The following is a 13,941-nucleotide window of genomic DNA, read 5'->3' as shown; positions in this document are numbered from 1 at the left end:
GTATCTCATTTAACTTAGATACAGTTAATCCTGTTCTACTTAAGACAGGTTAAATAAGGATTCGAACTAATGCGTCGTCTCTTCTCAATTCTTCTATCTGCCTTCCTAGTTTTAGGCTTGGCTCCATTAGCTAATGCAGCTGGAGAAGCAGTCAATCGTGACAGACCCAGCACTGATTTCATAGCCTCAGGGCTTACACCATGTTCTGACAATGCTCGCTTTCAAGAGCGAGCTGCTGGAGCTTCTACGCCAAAAGACATCGCCAGGTTTGAGCGTTATAGCAAAGCATCCTGTGGAGATGACGGTCTGCCCCACTTAGTAATTACTCCCACTATTGAACCTTTTGGAGCCTTAGCAAGTAGGCATCATGAAGGAGATGTTTTAATTCCTGGTCATATCTTTATTTATATTGCTGGAATAATTGGATGGTCTGGCAGGGAGTACTTAAGAGCATCAAAACAAAACAAGAATCCTTCAGAAAACGAAATTTTCATTGACTTTGCTCTAGCAAGAAAGTGTTTAATCAAAGGTGCCGCTTGGCCTTTTGAGGCAAATAAACAAGGAAGAAATGGTGACCTCCGCGAAAAGGATGAAAACATTTCTTTAAATGGACCTAGATAAAACAACTATGAATACTTAATCCTATTAACTTAATCTTCTAACTACCAGCTACTTATGTTTAAAATCTTTTCAACAAAATGGTTTAGATCGGCACCTGTGGTTGCAACCATTTGGATAGTAATCACTGCAGGCATTCTCGTTGAATGGAATCGTTTTGTTCCAGATCTCCTTTTCCACCCTGGACTATAAACTTTTCAATCAAAGCTTTAAAGACCTATTAACCTTTTAATTTCTAGAAAAGCAATATCTATATCATCATTTATTACTACTGCATCAAATTCATTTTGGGCATCAATTTCCTCTGATGCCCTTTTTAGGCGGCGTCTAATAGCATCTTCCGAATCAGTTCCTCTAGCTCTAATGCGAGTTTCTAGCTCCTTAAAGCTTGGAGGTGCAATAAACAATTGGAATCCATCAGGAAAACTATTTCGAACCTGTCTTGCTCCATCTAATTCAATTTCCAATAAAACCTTTTTCCCTTTAGAAAGTTTTTTCTGAACTTCTTCTCTAGGTGTCCCATAAAAATTCCCTGCAAACTCGGCCCATTCAAGGAAACCTCCGGCTTCTACTAAATTCTTAAAATCCTTCTTTTTTAAAAAGAAATAATCCGTCCCTTCCTTCTCTCCCAACCTAGGCGCTCGTGTAGTAGCAGAAACTGAGAGCCAAATATTATTGCTACTATTAAGCAATTTCTTTACTAGAGTTCCTTTACCTACACCACTAGGTCCAGTAATTACTGTTAACCCATTGTTATCAGTCATAGTTTTGATTTAATTCAGGTAGAAGTGACAATGACATCTGCGAACAACTATCAAGATAATCATATGAGTGATTTACGTCTTCAAATGATGGATATAACCAGTCTGAAGGCTGTTCTCTCAGAATTAAGAAAGAAAGTAATTCCAAGTCGTTTAGAGAAAGTTCAGCAATCTGATACACATAGCATCCAAATCGCATTTAGGACTTTAAAAGGCTTAACTTGGATCGAGCTGAGTTGGCATGCAGAGTCTCCAAGGATTGTAGAAATAGAAGCTCCTCCTAGAAAAATTGGCGAAAGTACTCTAAGCAAACAAATTCAATGTGGGGGCCGTGGTCTAGCTTTAATTCAATTAAAGCAAGATGGATTTGATCGAACAGTAGAGTTTGGGTTCGCTATTCGTCCAAAAGGAAGCTTTGAAAAGTTTCTAGTATTAGAGTTAATGGGCCGTCATAGTAATTTATTGTTTTTAGATAAGAAAAAGAAAGTTATCACAATAGGAAAACAAATAAGAGCGACCCAATCTCGTTTAAGGCCAATAAGCACAGGGGATCTATATTTCCCTCCTCCTCCATTGCAAGGCTTAGAGCCTAAAAGAAGTTATTCATTTAAAGAATGGAAAACACAACTCACACTTCTTCCAATAACAGTAAAAGAAGCATTTCAAGAAACTTATCAAGGAATTAGTCCCAATCTATTACTTCAATTAGCAAGTAATGATAAATATTCTGCAGAAAAATTAATCAATCTAAAAATTAATGATTTAACAGATAAAAATTGGGAGGATTTATTTTCCAGCTGGAACAAGTGGTTGAAAGATTTAGAGGAAGAGAACTTTTGCATATCTTTTCATGGTCCTAGTCCTTATCGAGTATGGAGTCAAGAAACATTATGTGCTTCTTCCAACGAGAAAATAGGTATATCACTTGGCAAATACTATAAAAATCATTTAGAGGCAAAGGCCCTCAAGCAAATATTTAAGACTCTCTCAAAAGCTCTATGCAAAAAAAAAGAAGCCGAAGAAAAAAACTTAATCGAACAAGTAAAGCTATACTCCCAAACTAATCAAATCAAATCTTTATATACAAAAGCTGATGAAATACTTTGTTTAAGCAAGCCAAGTAAAGAAAAAGTAAAAGAGGCTCAAAAATTATATTCACAAGCGAAAAAGTTCAAACGATCAAAATTAATTTTAAAGGAAAGAATTAATCATCATAAAGAGATGCTTAGATTTATCAATGAAACAGATTTATTTTTGGATTATATTATCAAAAATAAAAATGAGAGTCAGAGTGAGAAGATAGAAAGCATTAAAAGTCTCAAAGAAGATATAGAAGGATTCATTTTGTCAAAGCAACAAATCGTCAAAAGGAAATACAAATCCAATAATGCTTCTACAAATTTACTTCAGCTCAAAAGCCCAAGTGGTTTAACAATTCAAATAGGGAAAAACCATCGACAAAACGAATTAATTAGCCTCAAAAATGCCAATAAAGGAGACGTTTGGTTCCATGCTCAAGAATCTCCTGGCAGCCATGTGGTTATAAAAGCAGTCAATGGGACTATAAAAGAACCTGATTTAAAAATCTGTGCTGATTTAGCTGCCTTCTTTAGCAAAGCAAAGCAAAACAATAAAGTATCAGTACTAATGGTGCCTACATCAAAGCTGAACAAGCCCAAAGGAGCTGCGCCGGGGATGGTAACTCATAGAGAAGGCAAGGTTTTATGGGCTGAACCATCCAACGGAGAAAAGTATCTTGAGCAGTTCACAAAAAATGCATAAAATGACTTATCATTTTATGCATATCCTGGACTTTAAATGTTTGAATTTATTCTTGGCTCTCATCAATTTCTAGGGAATCATAGTTTTGCTGAGTTTTTAGTTGGCTACATTTTCGGAGCTGCTTTAATTGTAGGCGCACCTACTGTATTTCTTCTACTTGTTTTCATTAGTGCACTAATGAAAACAAATGGGAAAATGGGTGGATATAAAGAGTATGCCAACTATGGCAAATCTTCTTTAAATGACTGCCCTCCTTTTATTCTTCCCGACCCTACTAAAACCCCAGCATCATTGAATAGAAATTGAGATCTTTAAAAGTCAAAATATATTTTGTTAATGATGGGAAAAAATTATCTAAATCAACAGATAAATATATATGCTAAAAAAATATCAAGGGGTTTTTGAAAATATGATTATTCTAAGTATTTATTTTTATTAAAAGATTTCTTTGCTAATTTTACTTAATCTGCTCACAAATGATAAATGAGCCGCCCCAGGGCAAGCAAATGTCCTTTTTTAGTCACTTAGAAGAGCTCCGGCAAAGAGTTTTAAGAAGTTTTATAGCCATTATTCTTTGCGCATTTTCATCTCTTTTACTAATAAAGCCTTTAGTTAAAGCTTTAGAAGCTCCTGCAGGTTCAATTCGTTTTCTTCAACTTGCCCCAGGTGAATTCCTATTTGTATCAATAAAAGTAGCTGGATATGCTGGGCTAATAATTGCATTGCCTTATATAGTTTTTCAAATTCTCTCTTTTGTTTTACCAGGCCTTACCAAAAACGAGCAAAAGCTAATTGCACCAGCAGTAGCTTGCTCAGCAATTTTGTTCATATTAGGAATATTTTTTTCTTGGAGAACTCTTGTACCTGCAGCTTTGAATTTCCTAGTCAACTATGGAGCAGATGTTGTTGAGCCACAGTGGTCAATTGAAAAGTATTTGGATTTTGTTTTGCTTCTAATGCTCGGTACAGGGTTATCTTTTCAAGTCCCAATACTTCAGTTCTTATTAGGCATTCTAGGTCTTGTGAAATGGAAACAAATGCTTTCCGCTTGGAGATGGGTTCTTATTTCATCTGCTATTGCAGGTGCAGTTATTACCCCATCAACTGATCCTATAACTATGTTGTTACTGGCGAGTTCAATCTTATTTTTATTCCTTATAGGAGTTTTGCTTGTTGCAATTACAGAAAAATTCAAAGAACAAATTCCTCCAAAAACTTCCCCCCCCTCAAAGGCAAACTAAGAGCTCTACCAACTCGAGGTTTACCTTCCAAATTAATTAACCATTGCCTGACTTCAGAGATGTAATCAAGCCTATTAATAATCTCAAGGGTATTGCTAAGATTTTCTCGATACTCTGCCTCGCTTAAAGGAAAAGATTGTTGTTCTAGAAAACCCCACATAATTTGCAGGTAAAGACTTTTACCTTTTACGACCAGCTTGAACTCATATAAAACACCCCATCTATTCAATAAGAAATTGATAACCTCCTCTACTTCCAAAGGATTACAAGAACTTTTTGGCAAATCATTGTGCACAAAATCAACTCAATCATATTTAAATCAACTTCTTTATAAAGCATTTAAGTACCTTTACAGGTCATAATGGAATCAATTATGAGCTGATTGAACATCTGGCATGACACAAATGAGTCCTAGCGATGTGCCCTCAATGGGGAGGAGACAGTTCATGAATCTCCTTACATTTGGTACAGCAACAGGAGTTGCATTAGGTGCTTTATATCCTGTGGCTAATTTTTTCATGCCTCTCAGAGCAGGAGGAGGTACCGGAGGAACAACAGCCAAAGATGAACTTGGCAATGCAGTAACAGCTAGCAGTTGGCTTGCAAAGCATCCAGCCGGTGACAGAAGTCTTGTTCAGGGCCTGAAAGGTGATCCCACTTATTTAATAGTGGAAGGAGATGAAGCGATTGGGAATTTTGGAATCAATGCAATCTGTACTCATCTTGGATGTGTTGTCCCATGGAATAGTGGAGCAAACAAATATATTTGCCCATGTCATGGCAGCCAATATGATGCGAATGGGAAAGTAGTAAGAGGCCCTGCACCGCTTTCATTAGCCTTAACCCATATAGAAATTGAAGAAGACAACGTATTTGTAAATCAATGGACAGAAACAGACTTCAGAACAGGAGAGAAGCCATGGTGGATATAAAAACTTCTAGCCAAACTCTTACATTTTAAGTCATTAATTAAAACCAAATCATGAGTAGCATACTTTCTCTTTTTCTAAGCTCAATAATCATAGGGCTTACCTTACTTATCTCACCATCTCAAAGCTGGGCTTATCCTTTTTGGGCGCAACAAAATTATGAAAATCCAAGAGAGGCGACAGGGAAATTAGTTTGCGCAAATTGTCATCTTGCAAAAATGACAACCCAAGTCGAGGTTCCTCAATCAGTTGGTGCAGATAGCGTTTTCAAAGCCGCTGTAAAGATTCCTTATAAACCTGGGACTGAAGAGATAGGTGCTGATGGAAGCAAAGTACCTCTTCAAGTAGGAGCGGTAGTTATGCTCCCAGATGGCTTTAAACTCGCTCCACAAGATCGATGGACTGATAATATAAAAGAAGAAACTAAAGGTGTATATTTCACTCAATATAGTGAAGAGAAAGAAAACATTATCTTAGTAGGACCTTTACCTGGTGATCAAAATAAAGAAATAGTTTTTCCAATTCTTTCACCTGATCCCGCAACAAATAAAGATATTCACTTTGGAAAATATTCTATTAACGTAGGTGGAAATAGAGGTAGAGGGCAGGTTTATCCCACAGGCGAAAAAAGTAATAACACAATTTTTACTTCATCAAATTCAGGGACCATATCATCAATTAAAAGTGAAGAAGATGGGTCTACCAATATAACTATTCAAACAGAAGAAGGCGACTCCATAACCGAAACAATCCCTACTGGTTCGAACATAATAGTAAAAGAGGGAGAAGCAATAAATGCAGGTTCAGCTCTTACTACAGACCCAAATGTGGGTGGTTTTGGACAACTAGACACAGAAATAGTGCTTCAAAGTCCAGCTAGAGTTATTGGCTTAATGGTGTTTTTTGCTGGAGTTGCATTGACTCAAATCCTTCTAGTACTTAAGAAAAAGCAAGTAGAAAAAGTTCAAGCCGCAAAAGGAATTTGAAGTTAAATTAACATATATAGATGGAACCTATTCTATTGACCTTAAGGTCTCCAGGTACTGACCTTATAAAGGTTGGACCTTTGATCTTTAGGTGGTATGGAATACTTATAGCTATAGCTGTTTTTATTGGGCTAAATCTTTCAAGCTATCTTGCAAATTACCGAAATCTGCGCAAAGATTTTTTTAATGATTTAATGCCGGTATTAATTTTAAGTGCTGTAATTGGAGCAAGAATTTATTATGTTGCTTTTGAATGGAGAAATTATAGCGGCTTGAACTTTTGGAGTTCAATAAATCTATTTAGCTTAAATATTCCAATACCGGCCTTTCTTGAAATATGGAATGGCGGGATTGCTATTCATGGAGCATTAATAATGGGCGCACTATGCTTATTAATTTTCTGCAGAATTAAAAATGAATTTTTTTGGGATGCTCTAGATGTTCTCGTACCTTCTCTAGCCCTGGGCCAAGCAATAGGTCGTTGGGGTAACTTTTTCAATAATGAAGCTTTTGGAATTCCAACCAATCTACCTTGGAAATTATTTATTCCCTATGGTTCAAGGCCGGAAATTTTTTCTAATGAAATCTATTTTCATCCGACTTTTCTTTATGAATCCATTTGGAATCTAGGAGTTTTCTTTCTATTAATCTCTCTTTTCAGATTAAACATAAAGGGCTTGCTTAAGCTACCTTCAGGAGCTTTGAGTTGCATATATCTACTTGCCTATAGCATTGGCCGTATTTACATTGAGGGATTAAGGACTGATCCGCTTTGTCTAGGCTCAATCCCTCCTTTTTGCGAAGGAGGGATTCGGATTGCCCAACTTATAAGTTTTCTTATGATTTGCCTAGGCAGTCTTGGCCTTTGGTGGATATATAAAAGCAAAAGGAAAATGCCAATCCTGGGTAAAATCAACAGCAGAAGAAAATGAATCCAATATCAATAGTTGGCGCTGGTCCAGGAGCCCCTGATCTATTAACTTTAAGAGCCTTAAATAGACTTAAAGAAGCAGAGGTGCTGATCTGGACAGACTCACTAATTTCTCCTGAAATTGCAGAATTAACCTCTTCAAACTGCGAGAAATTTAAAACCAGTGCCTTAACGCTTGAGGAAATCCTTTCACTCCTTATTAGAAAAGCTAATCAAGGAAAAAAGGTAGTTCGCCTACACGATGGAGACCCTTGCTTATATGGTGCTATATCAGAACAAATATGTGGCTTAGCAGAAGAAGGAATAGAAGTTGAAGTAATACCAGGCATAAGTGCATATCAAGCGACTGCATCAGAATTAAAAAAAGAACTTACAATTCCAGGGATCGTACAAACAATTGTACTTAGCCGGATAAGTGGGCGAACCGGTATTCCTCAAAAGGAAAAACTTGAGAATCTTGCTAAAACAGGTGCCTCTATATGCCTTTACCTAAGTGCAAGACATGTAGAAGAAGTACAAGAGAAACTATTGATGTATTACCCAGAAGATACTCCAGTCGCTATTGCTCATAGAGTTACTTGGGAAGATCAATGGATAAAAGTAGTTGCCTTAAAAGATTTGGCGTTAACATCTAGAAAGAAAAAGTTGATTAGGACTACTCTTTATATAATCAGCCCAGCATTAAGATCCAATAATCAAAGATCAAAGCTTTATCATCATAAACATAAACATTTATTTAGAAATAAATAATTTTATAAAACTGTTAATCAAAGAGTTATGGTAGAGAATTAGTCTCTGATAAATTGAATTAAAAAGGAGAATAGAAATACTAATGCCACAGAATATTTCACCTTTAAGACTTTTCCTATAAGCATTAAAGCATTATATATTCTAGGCAATTGGAGTTTTAATTATAACTAGCAATTCAAATCCTGTTAATTCCTTAACAATTGAGCTGCAATTGTTTAAGCTCCAAGATTCAAGGTCTAGAGTGTCACTTTCTTTTTTGGGAGTAAGTTCAAAAATAATCTCAAGGGATGATTGCTTTACTTTTAATGATGAAATAACTGATTCAGGGCGCTTATCCATTGCAGATGCTAACCGCAAAATTAAAGACATTTCAGAAACAATTTTCCGATCCTCCTTGTTTTCCAAGAGTTGCCAAACATCGTGCTTTTTCTTAGGAAGGCTTTTTCTGTGATAGCGAGCAATTGCAGCAACCATTAAATGTTCCGCTTGAGAATATCCCAACAATTCGCAATGACGAATTAAATACCAAGAATGCTTGTGATAAGAGCTCAAATTAATATGCTGACCGCACAAATGCAGCATTGCTGCAGCCCAAAGCAAATCCTTCCCAATCCCAGAATCATTATGTAAAGATCCTTGTGTGTTTTCATAAATAGAAAGTGCATTATTTGCAATTCGTGCAGAACGTTCCCTATTAACAGAAAACCTTTCTACTTGATGAATAACAGTTCTCTTACGAATACTTCCTTGTAAGCTATATCGATCTTTAAGCAAGCCTCTTCGCAACATCCAATCAACAACCAGACCCTCTCTAAGTGCTCTCTCACTAAGGACTACCTCTTCTATGTCCAACATTTGCATGGCTTTCTGCATTATCAAAGCACCTGGAATAATAATCTCAGCCCTCCGATCACTTAAACAAGGCAACTTTCTTCTCTGCTCAATAGTCATACCTAACAACTTCTCAATCAAATCATCTAATTTTTCTTTGGAAATCTTGTAACCATGTTTTCTTAATACAAAATCTTGTTCTTGCGATGCTGCCAAGGCTCCAATAGACAAGGCTGTTCCACTAGTGGCAACTAATACTGCAGACTCCTTTGATTTCAAACGAGAAGAAATTTTGTTGACAGCAGGTTCTAAAGATCCCTGAATAAAAGTTTTTAAGAAATTCAATCTAGAGATCGAAAGAGAACCATGCCTTACAAAATCCCTTTGAAGACTAACTGCTCCAATCCTAGTACTAGACAATGCTCTTGCGTCTTGATCATCTGCAAGTATTAACTCTGTAGAACCACCACCTATGTCAATCAAAATATGAGGTTGCTTACCAAAGGTCATCCCTGACAGGACACCTAAATAAATAAGCCTGGCTTCTTCAATGCCACTAATTAGTTCTACTGTTAAAGCAAGCTCTTCTTTTATCTGAATCAAAAATTCTCTGCCATTAGGCGCTTCTCTAACCGCACTAGTTGCGGCCAAAAGAATATCATCAACTCTATGACTGATAGCAAGTTCTTTAAACCTTTTTAGAGCCTCGAAAACCCTTGTTTTCGCTCTAAAAGTTAGTTCTCCATTGTCTTTATCTCGATTCCCCAATCTGGTCGTAGCTTTCTCTGCTAAATCAATGCTAAATGTATGCAAACTAGGATCTACAGATGCAATAACTAAATGAGTTGAGTTGGTACCTATATCTATAGCTGCTACTCTACGAATTTTTTCATTATTCCTAAAACGAGAATCCTTGCTTTGAAAACTTTCACCTTGATTAAGCGAAGGCGATGTAAAACCTGTAACTCCAACAGTGCTCTTGGACACAACAGGTCTAACAGGATCAATAGGAATCTAGCAGTTATTGATTAACCTTTCTAAAAACAACTCGCAAGTGAAAAACTTCCCTCTTAATCAAACTCTCTCATCTTTAGTTAATCTTCTTAGATGGAATAAACCTACTGGCAGAATAATCCTGCTGATACCGGCAGGATGGGCTCTGTGGTTAAACCCATCAGCCCCGCCTAGCAATACTTTAGTTGGGCTGATAATCCTCGGGGGAATACTCGTTAGTGGCTCTGGTTGCATTGCTAATGACCTTTGGGACAAAAATATCGATTCTCAAGTCAGTCGTACAAAAAGCAGGCCCCTTGCCAATGGGAGTTTAACAACAGCAACTGCATTAATAGCTATGGCTGTTCTGCTTTTCGCAAGCTTTCAAGTCATATTCTTGCTACCACCCTCTAGTCAAGCTCTATGTTTAAAGCTATCAGCAATTTCTTTACTGCCGATCCTTCTTTATCCATCTTCTAAAAGATGGTTTAAATACCCACAAGCTCTCCTTGCCATCTGTTGGGGATTTGCAGTGTTAATTCCTTGGGCTGCAAGCAATTCTTCTTTAAACGGAGGGGTTCCCCTTATAACATGCTGGATGGCAACAATGATTTGGACTTTTGGTTTTGACACCATCTATGCAATGGCCGACAAAGAGGATGACGACAGATTAGGGCTTAATAGTAGTGCACTTGCACTTGGCCCAAAGGCTTTCAAAGCAGTTGCAATATGCTATGCCCTCACATCAATCCTAATTGGCCTTAGTGCATTAACCAAAGGAATAAATCTAGTCTTTTGGCCTATCTGGCTTTTGGCAAGTGTGGGGATGCAACGAGAAGTTCTTTCATTAAAAGCATCAATACCAGCTACAAAAGGCTTCGGCAGGCATTTTAAGAATCAAACACTTCTTGGTAGTTTAATATTATCAGGTTTGATTCTAGGAAGTCTTTAGTGAATGATTAGAATTAATCCAAAGACAATCACAAAGCGTCTACAACCAGGAGACGAGGTACATACAATATCTATAAGTTCCCCTGTGAATGAAGAAGATCGTCTACTTGAAGGTCTTGACATCTTTAAAAGCTGGGGGTTAAGCTGTGTAAACAGAGTTAAGGCTGGGAAGCATTGGGGCTATCTAGCTGGGGAAGATGACGTTAGATACAATGACCTTCACTCCGCAAATACTCCTCCTTTACTTGCATTTGCGAAAGGAGGCTGGGGGTCGGCAAGATTATTAGAACGGAATCAGCCATGGGATAAAGGCTGGGTCCTTGGGTACTCTGACTTGTCATCGGTTCTTCTTGCAAGACTATCAGCAGGGTTTGATGGCGCAATACACGGTCCATTAGTGAATTCGATTGCAAAGGAACCTGAATGGAGCAAAGAGCGATTGCGATCGCTTTTGTTCAACAAGTCAGTACCTGATCTTTATGGAGAACCTTGGAGCCAAGGGATATCCAAAGGTCCTTTAATAGCTACAAACCTTACCGTCGCATCGCATTTAATAGGAAGTCAATTTATGCCTGATTTAAAAGGCGCAATATTAATACTCGAAGATGTTGAAGAGGCTCCATACCGAATCGACAGAATGCTTACTCAATGGCGTGTAAATGGTCTGCTTCAACAGCTTGCCGGACTTGCTTTTGGGAATTTTCTAAACTGTACAGAAGAAGGAACTGATACATCTCAAAACTTTGCCCTCACAGAAATTCTTAAAGAGCGTTCTCTTGATCTCAATATTCCAGTGATAGCAAACTTACCAGTAGGTCATTGCTGTGGAAATGCAGCTTTACCACTGGGTTGGGAAGCTACACTCGATGGTTTCAAAGGTCGTCTTAGTCTTGAACCCTCTTGCAAATCAACGCTTCCGCAATGACAAGGTCAAATTGAGTGGTGACTTTAATATTAGACGGACTTGACTCTAAGACCTTGACAGGCCATTCAAGTTTCTCAAACAGCGAGGCATCATCAGTAACCGTCCAATGATTTTCAAGAGCTTTTTTATGCCCTCTCTTTAATTGATCAACTGAAAAAGCTTGGGGAGTTTGTGCGGCCCATAGTTTTGATCTATCAGGTGTATTGGAAATAAAACCATCTTTAGAAACTTTCTTAATAGTATCTGTCACAGGAGTTGCAGCAATTACAGAGACTCCCTCTTTAACAAGCTGAGCACATTTATCAAGTAATTGAGGCTCTACCAAACACCTTGCTCCATCATGAATAAGAACATATTGCGCATCTAAAGGCAAACCGGCTAATCCTCTCTGTACTGATTCTTGGCGTGTTTGTCCACCATCTATCCAATGAGTTTCTACAGAGCATTCTTTTACAATGGAATTTATGAAATCCTTATCAGAAGGCTGACCAACAATACCAATCCATTTGATTGATTCTGCTTGCTTGGCCGCATCAAGAGTCCATGCCAACACTGCTCGGCCTGCTACCTGCAAGAACAGCTTGTTGCAATTGGCTCCCATTCTTTTACCACTTCCAGCTGCAGCAATTAATAAATGCAAAACTAGCTCCTTTTAAAGAAAGGCAGCAAAACCTTTCAAGTTAATCAACACTGAACTAATTTATTAGGTTAAGTACAAACTACTTTGATCTTCACAATCAAGGAAACAAAACATCGCATGACTTCTTCATCGCTCCTTAAGGGTCAAACCGCTCTTGTCACAGGCTCCAGTCGAGGTATCGGCAAATCAATTGCCCTAAAGCTAGCCAGTTTAGGAGCTAAAGTCGTAGTGAACTATTCAAGCTCGCCAGAGAAAGCTGAAGAAGTAGTGGAATCAATAAAAAGAAATGGTGGGGAAGCATATTCATTGCAAGCAAATGTGGCAAATGAAGATGCTGTTAATGAATTGGTCGAAACGATTTTAAAAAAAAGTAGCCAAATAGACCTTTTAATTAACAATGCTGGAATCACAAAAGACGGTCTATTAATGAGAATGAAAACTGAAGACTGGCAATCAGTTATAGATTTAAATTTGACTGGAGTATTTTTATGCACCAAAGCAGTTTCACGATCAATGCTGAAAGCCAAGAAAGGGAGAATTATCAATATCACATCCGTCGTCGGGCTTATGGGAAATGCAGGCCAAGCCAATTATGCCTCTGCAAAAGCAGGAGTAATAGGCTTAACAAAGAGTTCTGCTAAGGAGTTTGCAAGCAGAGGAATAACTGTAAATGCAGTCGCTCCTGGGTTTATTGAGACAGATATGACAAAAGACTTAGACGCCGAAAAAATACTTTCAGCAATTCCCTTAGGAAAATTTGGGACTCCTGAGCATATTGCTGGAACAGTTGCTTTTCTAGCAGCAGATCCTGCAGCGAGTTATATAACAGGGCAGGTATTACAAGTTGATGGGGGAATGGTGATGGGTTAGTTTTTGGTCTGCACACCAAGCGAAATACGCTAAGCATATAGTAATACCAATAAGTCTCAGGAAGATAATATTCTATAGATGTAACTTTCTCGTTTGAAAACCTCATTATTATTGAAAAGCAAGCTCGTAAGGTTTTGCCTAATCCAACTAAACATTCATCGAATCCAATACCAATTATTTTCTTTCTAATCACATTGCATCAATCCTTTGAGATGAATTTTGCTAGTTAGAAGATGATGACAACCCTAAAGCAAATCTCTATTTTTCAAAGGAACTCAAAACATTTCAGGAATAAAAAGTTTTAAATTTTACTTAGTTTTGAAGCTCTATCAAAGTCATTCTCATAGCGAGAAAAATAAAACCAACCTCTAATTTCTCACCCCAAAGCATAATTCTCTCAAGTGTTAAAACCAGTTCACCATCTATCACTCAATAGGCTGACCTAGCTCATCTCGCAACCGCCTGATACGTTGCAAAAGCTTTAAGCGCCTGCTTCTAGCAGTTGCTGTTAAAAATAAACGCATAGGGAAATAAATCAAAGTCATAGTAGCTGCAAGGCCAGCCATCAATATGAAAAATAATGATCCTGAATCATTCATACTTGAAACCTTAAGCGGCCCAGTCGCATAAAGCACTATTTGAATCTAAAAATCAAAGGATTCGGATTTCCCCACTTATTAACAACTAACTTTTCGTAAGAGTGTTAATGGAAATTGTGAATAGGTTCAGAGAA

At 37.6% G+C, this 13,941-nt stretch carries 17 protein-coding genes; 12 read left to right on the top strand and 5 right to left on the bottom strand.

What is annotated here, in order from left to right; translation table 11 throughout:
• Positions 1-69: 69 nt before the first annotated feature.
• Positions 70-621, top strand: a complete 552-nt coding sequence (locus tag EV07_RS02210; RefSeq protein WP_036916992.1) for a photosystem I reaction center subunit III — start codon at positions 70-72, stop codon at positions 619-621.
• 54 nt (positions 622-675) lie between these two features.
• Complete coding sequence (psaJ, locus tag EV07_RS02205; protein WP_011124621.1) at positions 676-810, top strand: photosystem I reaction center subunit IX; 135 nt, start codon at positions 676-678, stop codon at positions 808-810.
• A gap of 17 nt (positions 811-827) precedes the next feature.
• Here psaJ and gmk read toward each other — a convergent pair whose 3' ends face one another.
• Positions 828-1,382, bottom strand: a complete 555-nt coding sequence (gmk, locus tag EV07_RS02200) for a guanylate kinase (RefSeq protein WP_036916991.1) — start codon at positions 1,380-1,382, stop codon at positions 828-830.
• Between the two features lie 30 nt (positions 1,383-1,412).
• On the opposite strand from gmk, the gene EV07_RS02195 reads away from it, so the two are divergent.
• The 3 genes from EV07_RS02195 to tatC all read left to right on the top strand — a co-directional run bounded on the left by EV07_RS02195 (position 1,413) and on the right by tatC (position 4,402).
• On the top strand, positions 1,413-3,161 hold the full coding sequence (locus EV07_RS02195; RefSeq protein ID WP_241433980.1) for an Rqc2 family fibronectin-binding protein: 1,749 nt from the start codon (positions 1,413-1,415) through the stop codon (positions 3,159-3,161).
• A gap of 36 nt (positions 3,162-3,197) precedes the next feature.
• Positions 3,198-3,467, top strand: coding sequence for a hypothetical protein (locus tag EV07_RS02190; protein ID WP_036916987.1), 270 nt, complete (start codon positions 3,198-3,200; stop codon positions 3,465-3,467).
• Between the two features lie 200 nt (positions 3,468-3,667).
• Complete coding sequence (tatC, locus tag EV07_RS02185) at positions 3,668-4,402, top strand: twin-arginine translocase subunit TatC (protein WP_036916985.1); 735 nt, start codon at positions 3,668-3,670, stop codon at positions 4,400-4,402.
• Here the strand turns inward: tatC and EV07_RS02180 are convergent.
• Positions 4,353-4,697: a DUF3067 family protein gene (locus EV07_RS02180; RefSeq protein ID WP_036916983.1), complete on the bottom strand. Its 345-nt coding sequence runs from the start codon at positions 4,695-4,697 to the stop codon at positions 4,353-4,355. The genes tatC and EV07_RS02180 overlap by 50 nt on opposite strands.
• A gap of 100 nt (positions 4,698-4,797) precedes the next feature.
• Here EV07_RS02180 and petC point away from each other — a divergent pair, with 100 nt between their 5' ends.
• Genes petC through cobM form a run of 4 tightly spaced genes read left to right on the top strand, consistent with a single transcriptional unit; the run spans position 4,798 to position 7,998 of the window.
• Positions 4,798-5,334: a cytochrome b6-f complex iron-sulfur subunit gene (gene petC, locus EV07_RS02175; RefSeq protein WP_036916981.1), complete on the top strand. Its 537-nt coding sequence runs from the start codon at positions 4,798-4,800 to the stop codon at positions 5,332-5,334.
• 50 nt (positions 5,335-5,384) lie between these two features.
• A complete protein-coding gene (petA, locus tag EV07_RS02170) occupies positions 5,385-6,317 on the top strand; it encodes a cytochrome f (protein WP_036916979.1) in 933 nt (310 codons plus the stop codon).
• Positions 6,318-6,337: 20 nt separating this feature from the next.
• Positions 6,338-7,249, top strand: coding sequence for a prolipoprotein diacylglyceryl transferase (lgt, locus tag EV07_RS02165; RefSeq protein WP_036916977.1), 912 nt, complete (start codon positions 6,338-6,340; stop codon positions 7,247-7,249).
• Complete coding sequence (gene cobM / locus EV07_RS02160; protein ID WP_036916975.1) at positions 7,246-7,998, top strand: precorrin-4 C(11)-methyltransferase; 753 nt, start codon at positions 7,246-7,248, stop codon at positions 7,996-7,998. Before lgt ends, cobM begins: the two co-directional genes overlap by 4 nt.
• A gap of 141 nt (positions 7,999-8,139) precedes the next feature.
• Here the strand turns inward: cobM and EV07_RS02155 are convergent, their stop codons facing one another.
• Positions 8,140-9,816, bottom strand: coding sequence for a Ppx/GppA phosphatase family protein (locus tag EV07_RS02155; RefSeq protein ID WP_052043778.1), 1,677 nt, complete (start codon positions 9,814-9,816; stop codon positions 8,140-8,142).
• A 67-nt stretch (positions 9,817-9,883) separates the two neighbouring features.
• Here EV07_RS02155 and EV07_RS02150 point away from each other — a divergent pair, with 67 nt between their 5' ends.
• Both EV07_RS02150 and EV07_RS02145 read left to right on the top strand, forming a co-directional pair.
• The gene (locus EV07_RS02150; protein WP_036916972.1) at positions 9,884-10,774 is read left to right on the top strand and encodes a 4-hydroxybenzoate polyprenyltransferase; all 891 of its coding nucleotides are present in this window, start codon (positions 9,884-9,886) and stop codon (positions 10,772-10,774) included.
• Between the two features lie 3 nt (positions 10,775-10,777).
• Complete coding sequence (locus tag EV07_RS02145) at positions 10,778-11,698, top strand: S66 peptidase family protein (RefSeq protein ID WP_052043779.1); 921 nt, start codon at positions 10,778-10,780, stop codon at positions 11,696-11,698.
• Here the strand turns inward: EV07_RS02145 and ispD are convergent.
• Positions 11,658-12,338, bottom strand: coding sequence for a 2-C-methyl-D-erythritol 4-phosphate cytidylyltransferase (ispD, locus tag EV07_RS02140; RefSeq protein WP_036916969.1), 681 nt, complete (start codon positions 12,336-12,338; stop codon positions 11,658-11,660). The genes EV07_RS02145 and ispD overlap by 41 nt on opposite strands.
• Positions 12,339-12,455: 117 nt before the next feature.
• Here ispD and fabG point away from each other — a divergent pair, with 117 nt between their 5' ends.
• Positions 12,456-13,208 (top strand): 3-oxoacyl-[acyl-carrier-protein] reductase, encoded by a 753-nt coding sequence (fabG, locus tag EV07_RS02135; RefSeq protein WP_036916967.1) that lies wholly within the window; start codon positions 12,456-12,458, stop codon positions 13,206-13,208.
• A 425-nt stretch (positions 13,209-13,633) separates the two neighbouring features.
• On the opposite strand, the gene EV07_RS09540 is transcribed toward fabG, so the two are convergent.
• Positions 13,634-13,807, bottom strand: a complete 174-nt coding sequence (locus EV07_RS09540; RefSeq protein WP_152557491.1) for a hypothetical protein — start codon at positions 13,805-13,807, stop codon at positions 13,634-13,636.
• Positions 13,808-13,941 lie beyond the last annotated feature (134 nt).

Source organism: Prochlorococcus sp. MIT 0603, from assembly GCF_000760215.1.
GTDB lineage: Bacteria > Cyanobacteriota > Cyanobacteriia > PCC-6307 > Cyanobiaceae > Prochlorococcus_E.
This window is presented reverse-complemented; position numbering and strand designations above follow the sequence as displayed.

Coding starts and splice junctions, on each gene's coding strand:
- EV07_RS09540 (WP_152557491.1), bottom strand. CDS start 13,807: ATGAATGATTCAGGATCATTATTTTTCATATTGATGGCTGGCCTTGCA.
- psaJ (WP_011124621.1), top strand. CDS start 676: ATGTTTAAAATCTTTTCAACAAAATGGTTTAGATCGGCACCTGTGGTT.
- cobM (WP_036916975.1), top strand. CDS start 7,246: ATGAATCCAATATCAATAGTTGGCGCTGGTCCAGGAGCCCCTGATCTA.
- petA (WP_036916979.1), top strand. CDS start 5,385: ATGAGTAGCATACTTTCTCTTTTTCTAAGCTCAATAATCATAGGGCTT.
- EV07_RS02210 (WP_036916992.1), top strand. CDS start 70: ATGCGTCGTCTCTTCTCAATTCTTCTATCTGCCTTCCTAGTTTTAGGC.
- tatC (WP_036916985.1), top strand. CDS start 3,668: ATGTCCTTTTTTAGTCACTTAGAAGAGCTCCGGCAAAGAGTTTTAAGA.
- EV07_RS02195 (WP_241433980.1), top strand. CDS start 1,413: ATGACATCTGCGAACAACTATCAAGATAATCATATGAGTGATTTACGT.
- gmk (WP_036916991.1), bottom strand. CDS start 1,382: ATGACTGATAACAATGGGTTAACAGTAATTACTGGACCTAGTGGTGTA.
- EV07_RS02145 (WP_052043779.1), top strand. CDS start 10,778: ATGATTAGAATTAATCCAAAGACAATCACAAAGCGTCTACAACCAGGA.
- fabG (WP_036916967.1), top strand. CDS start 12,456: ATGACTTCTTCATCGCTCCTTAAGGGTCAAACCGCTCTTGTCACAGGC.
- EV07_RS02190 (WP_036916987.1), top strand. CDS start 3,198: ATGTTTGAATTTATTCTTGGCTCTCATCAATTTCTAGGGAATCATAGT.
- petC (WP_036916981.1), top strand. CDS start 4,798: ATGACACAAATGAGTCCTAGCGATGTGCCCTCAATGGGGAGGAGACAG.
- lgt (WP_036916977.1), top strand. CDS start 6,338: ATGGAACCTATTCTATTGACCTTAAGGTCTCCAGGTACTGACCTTATA.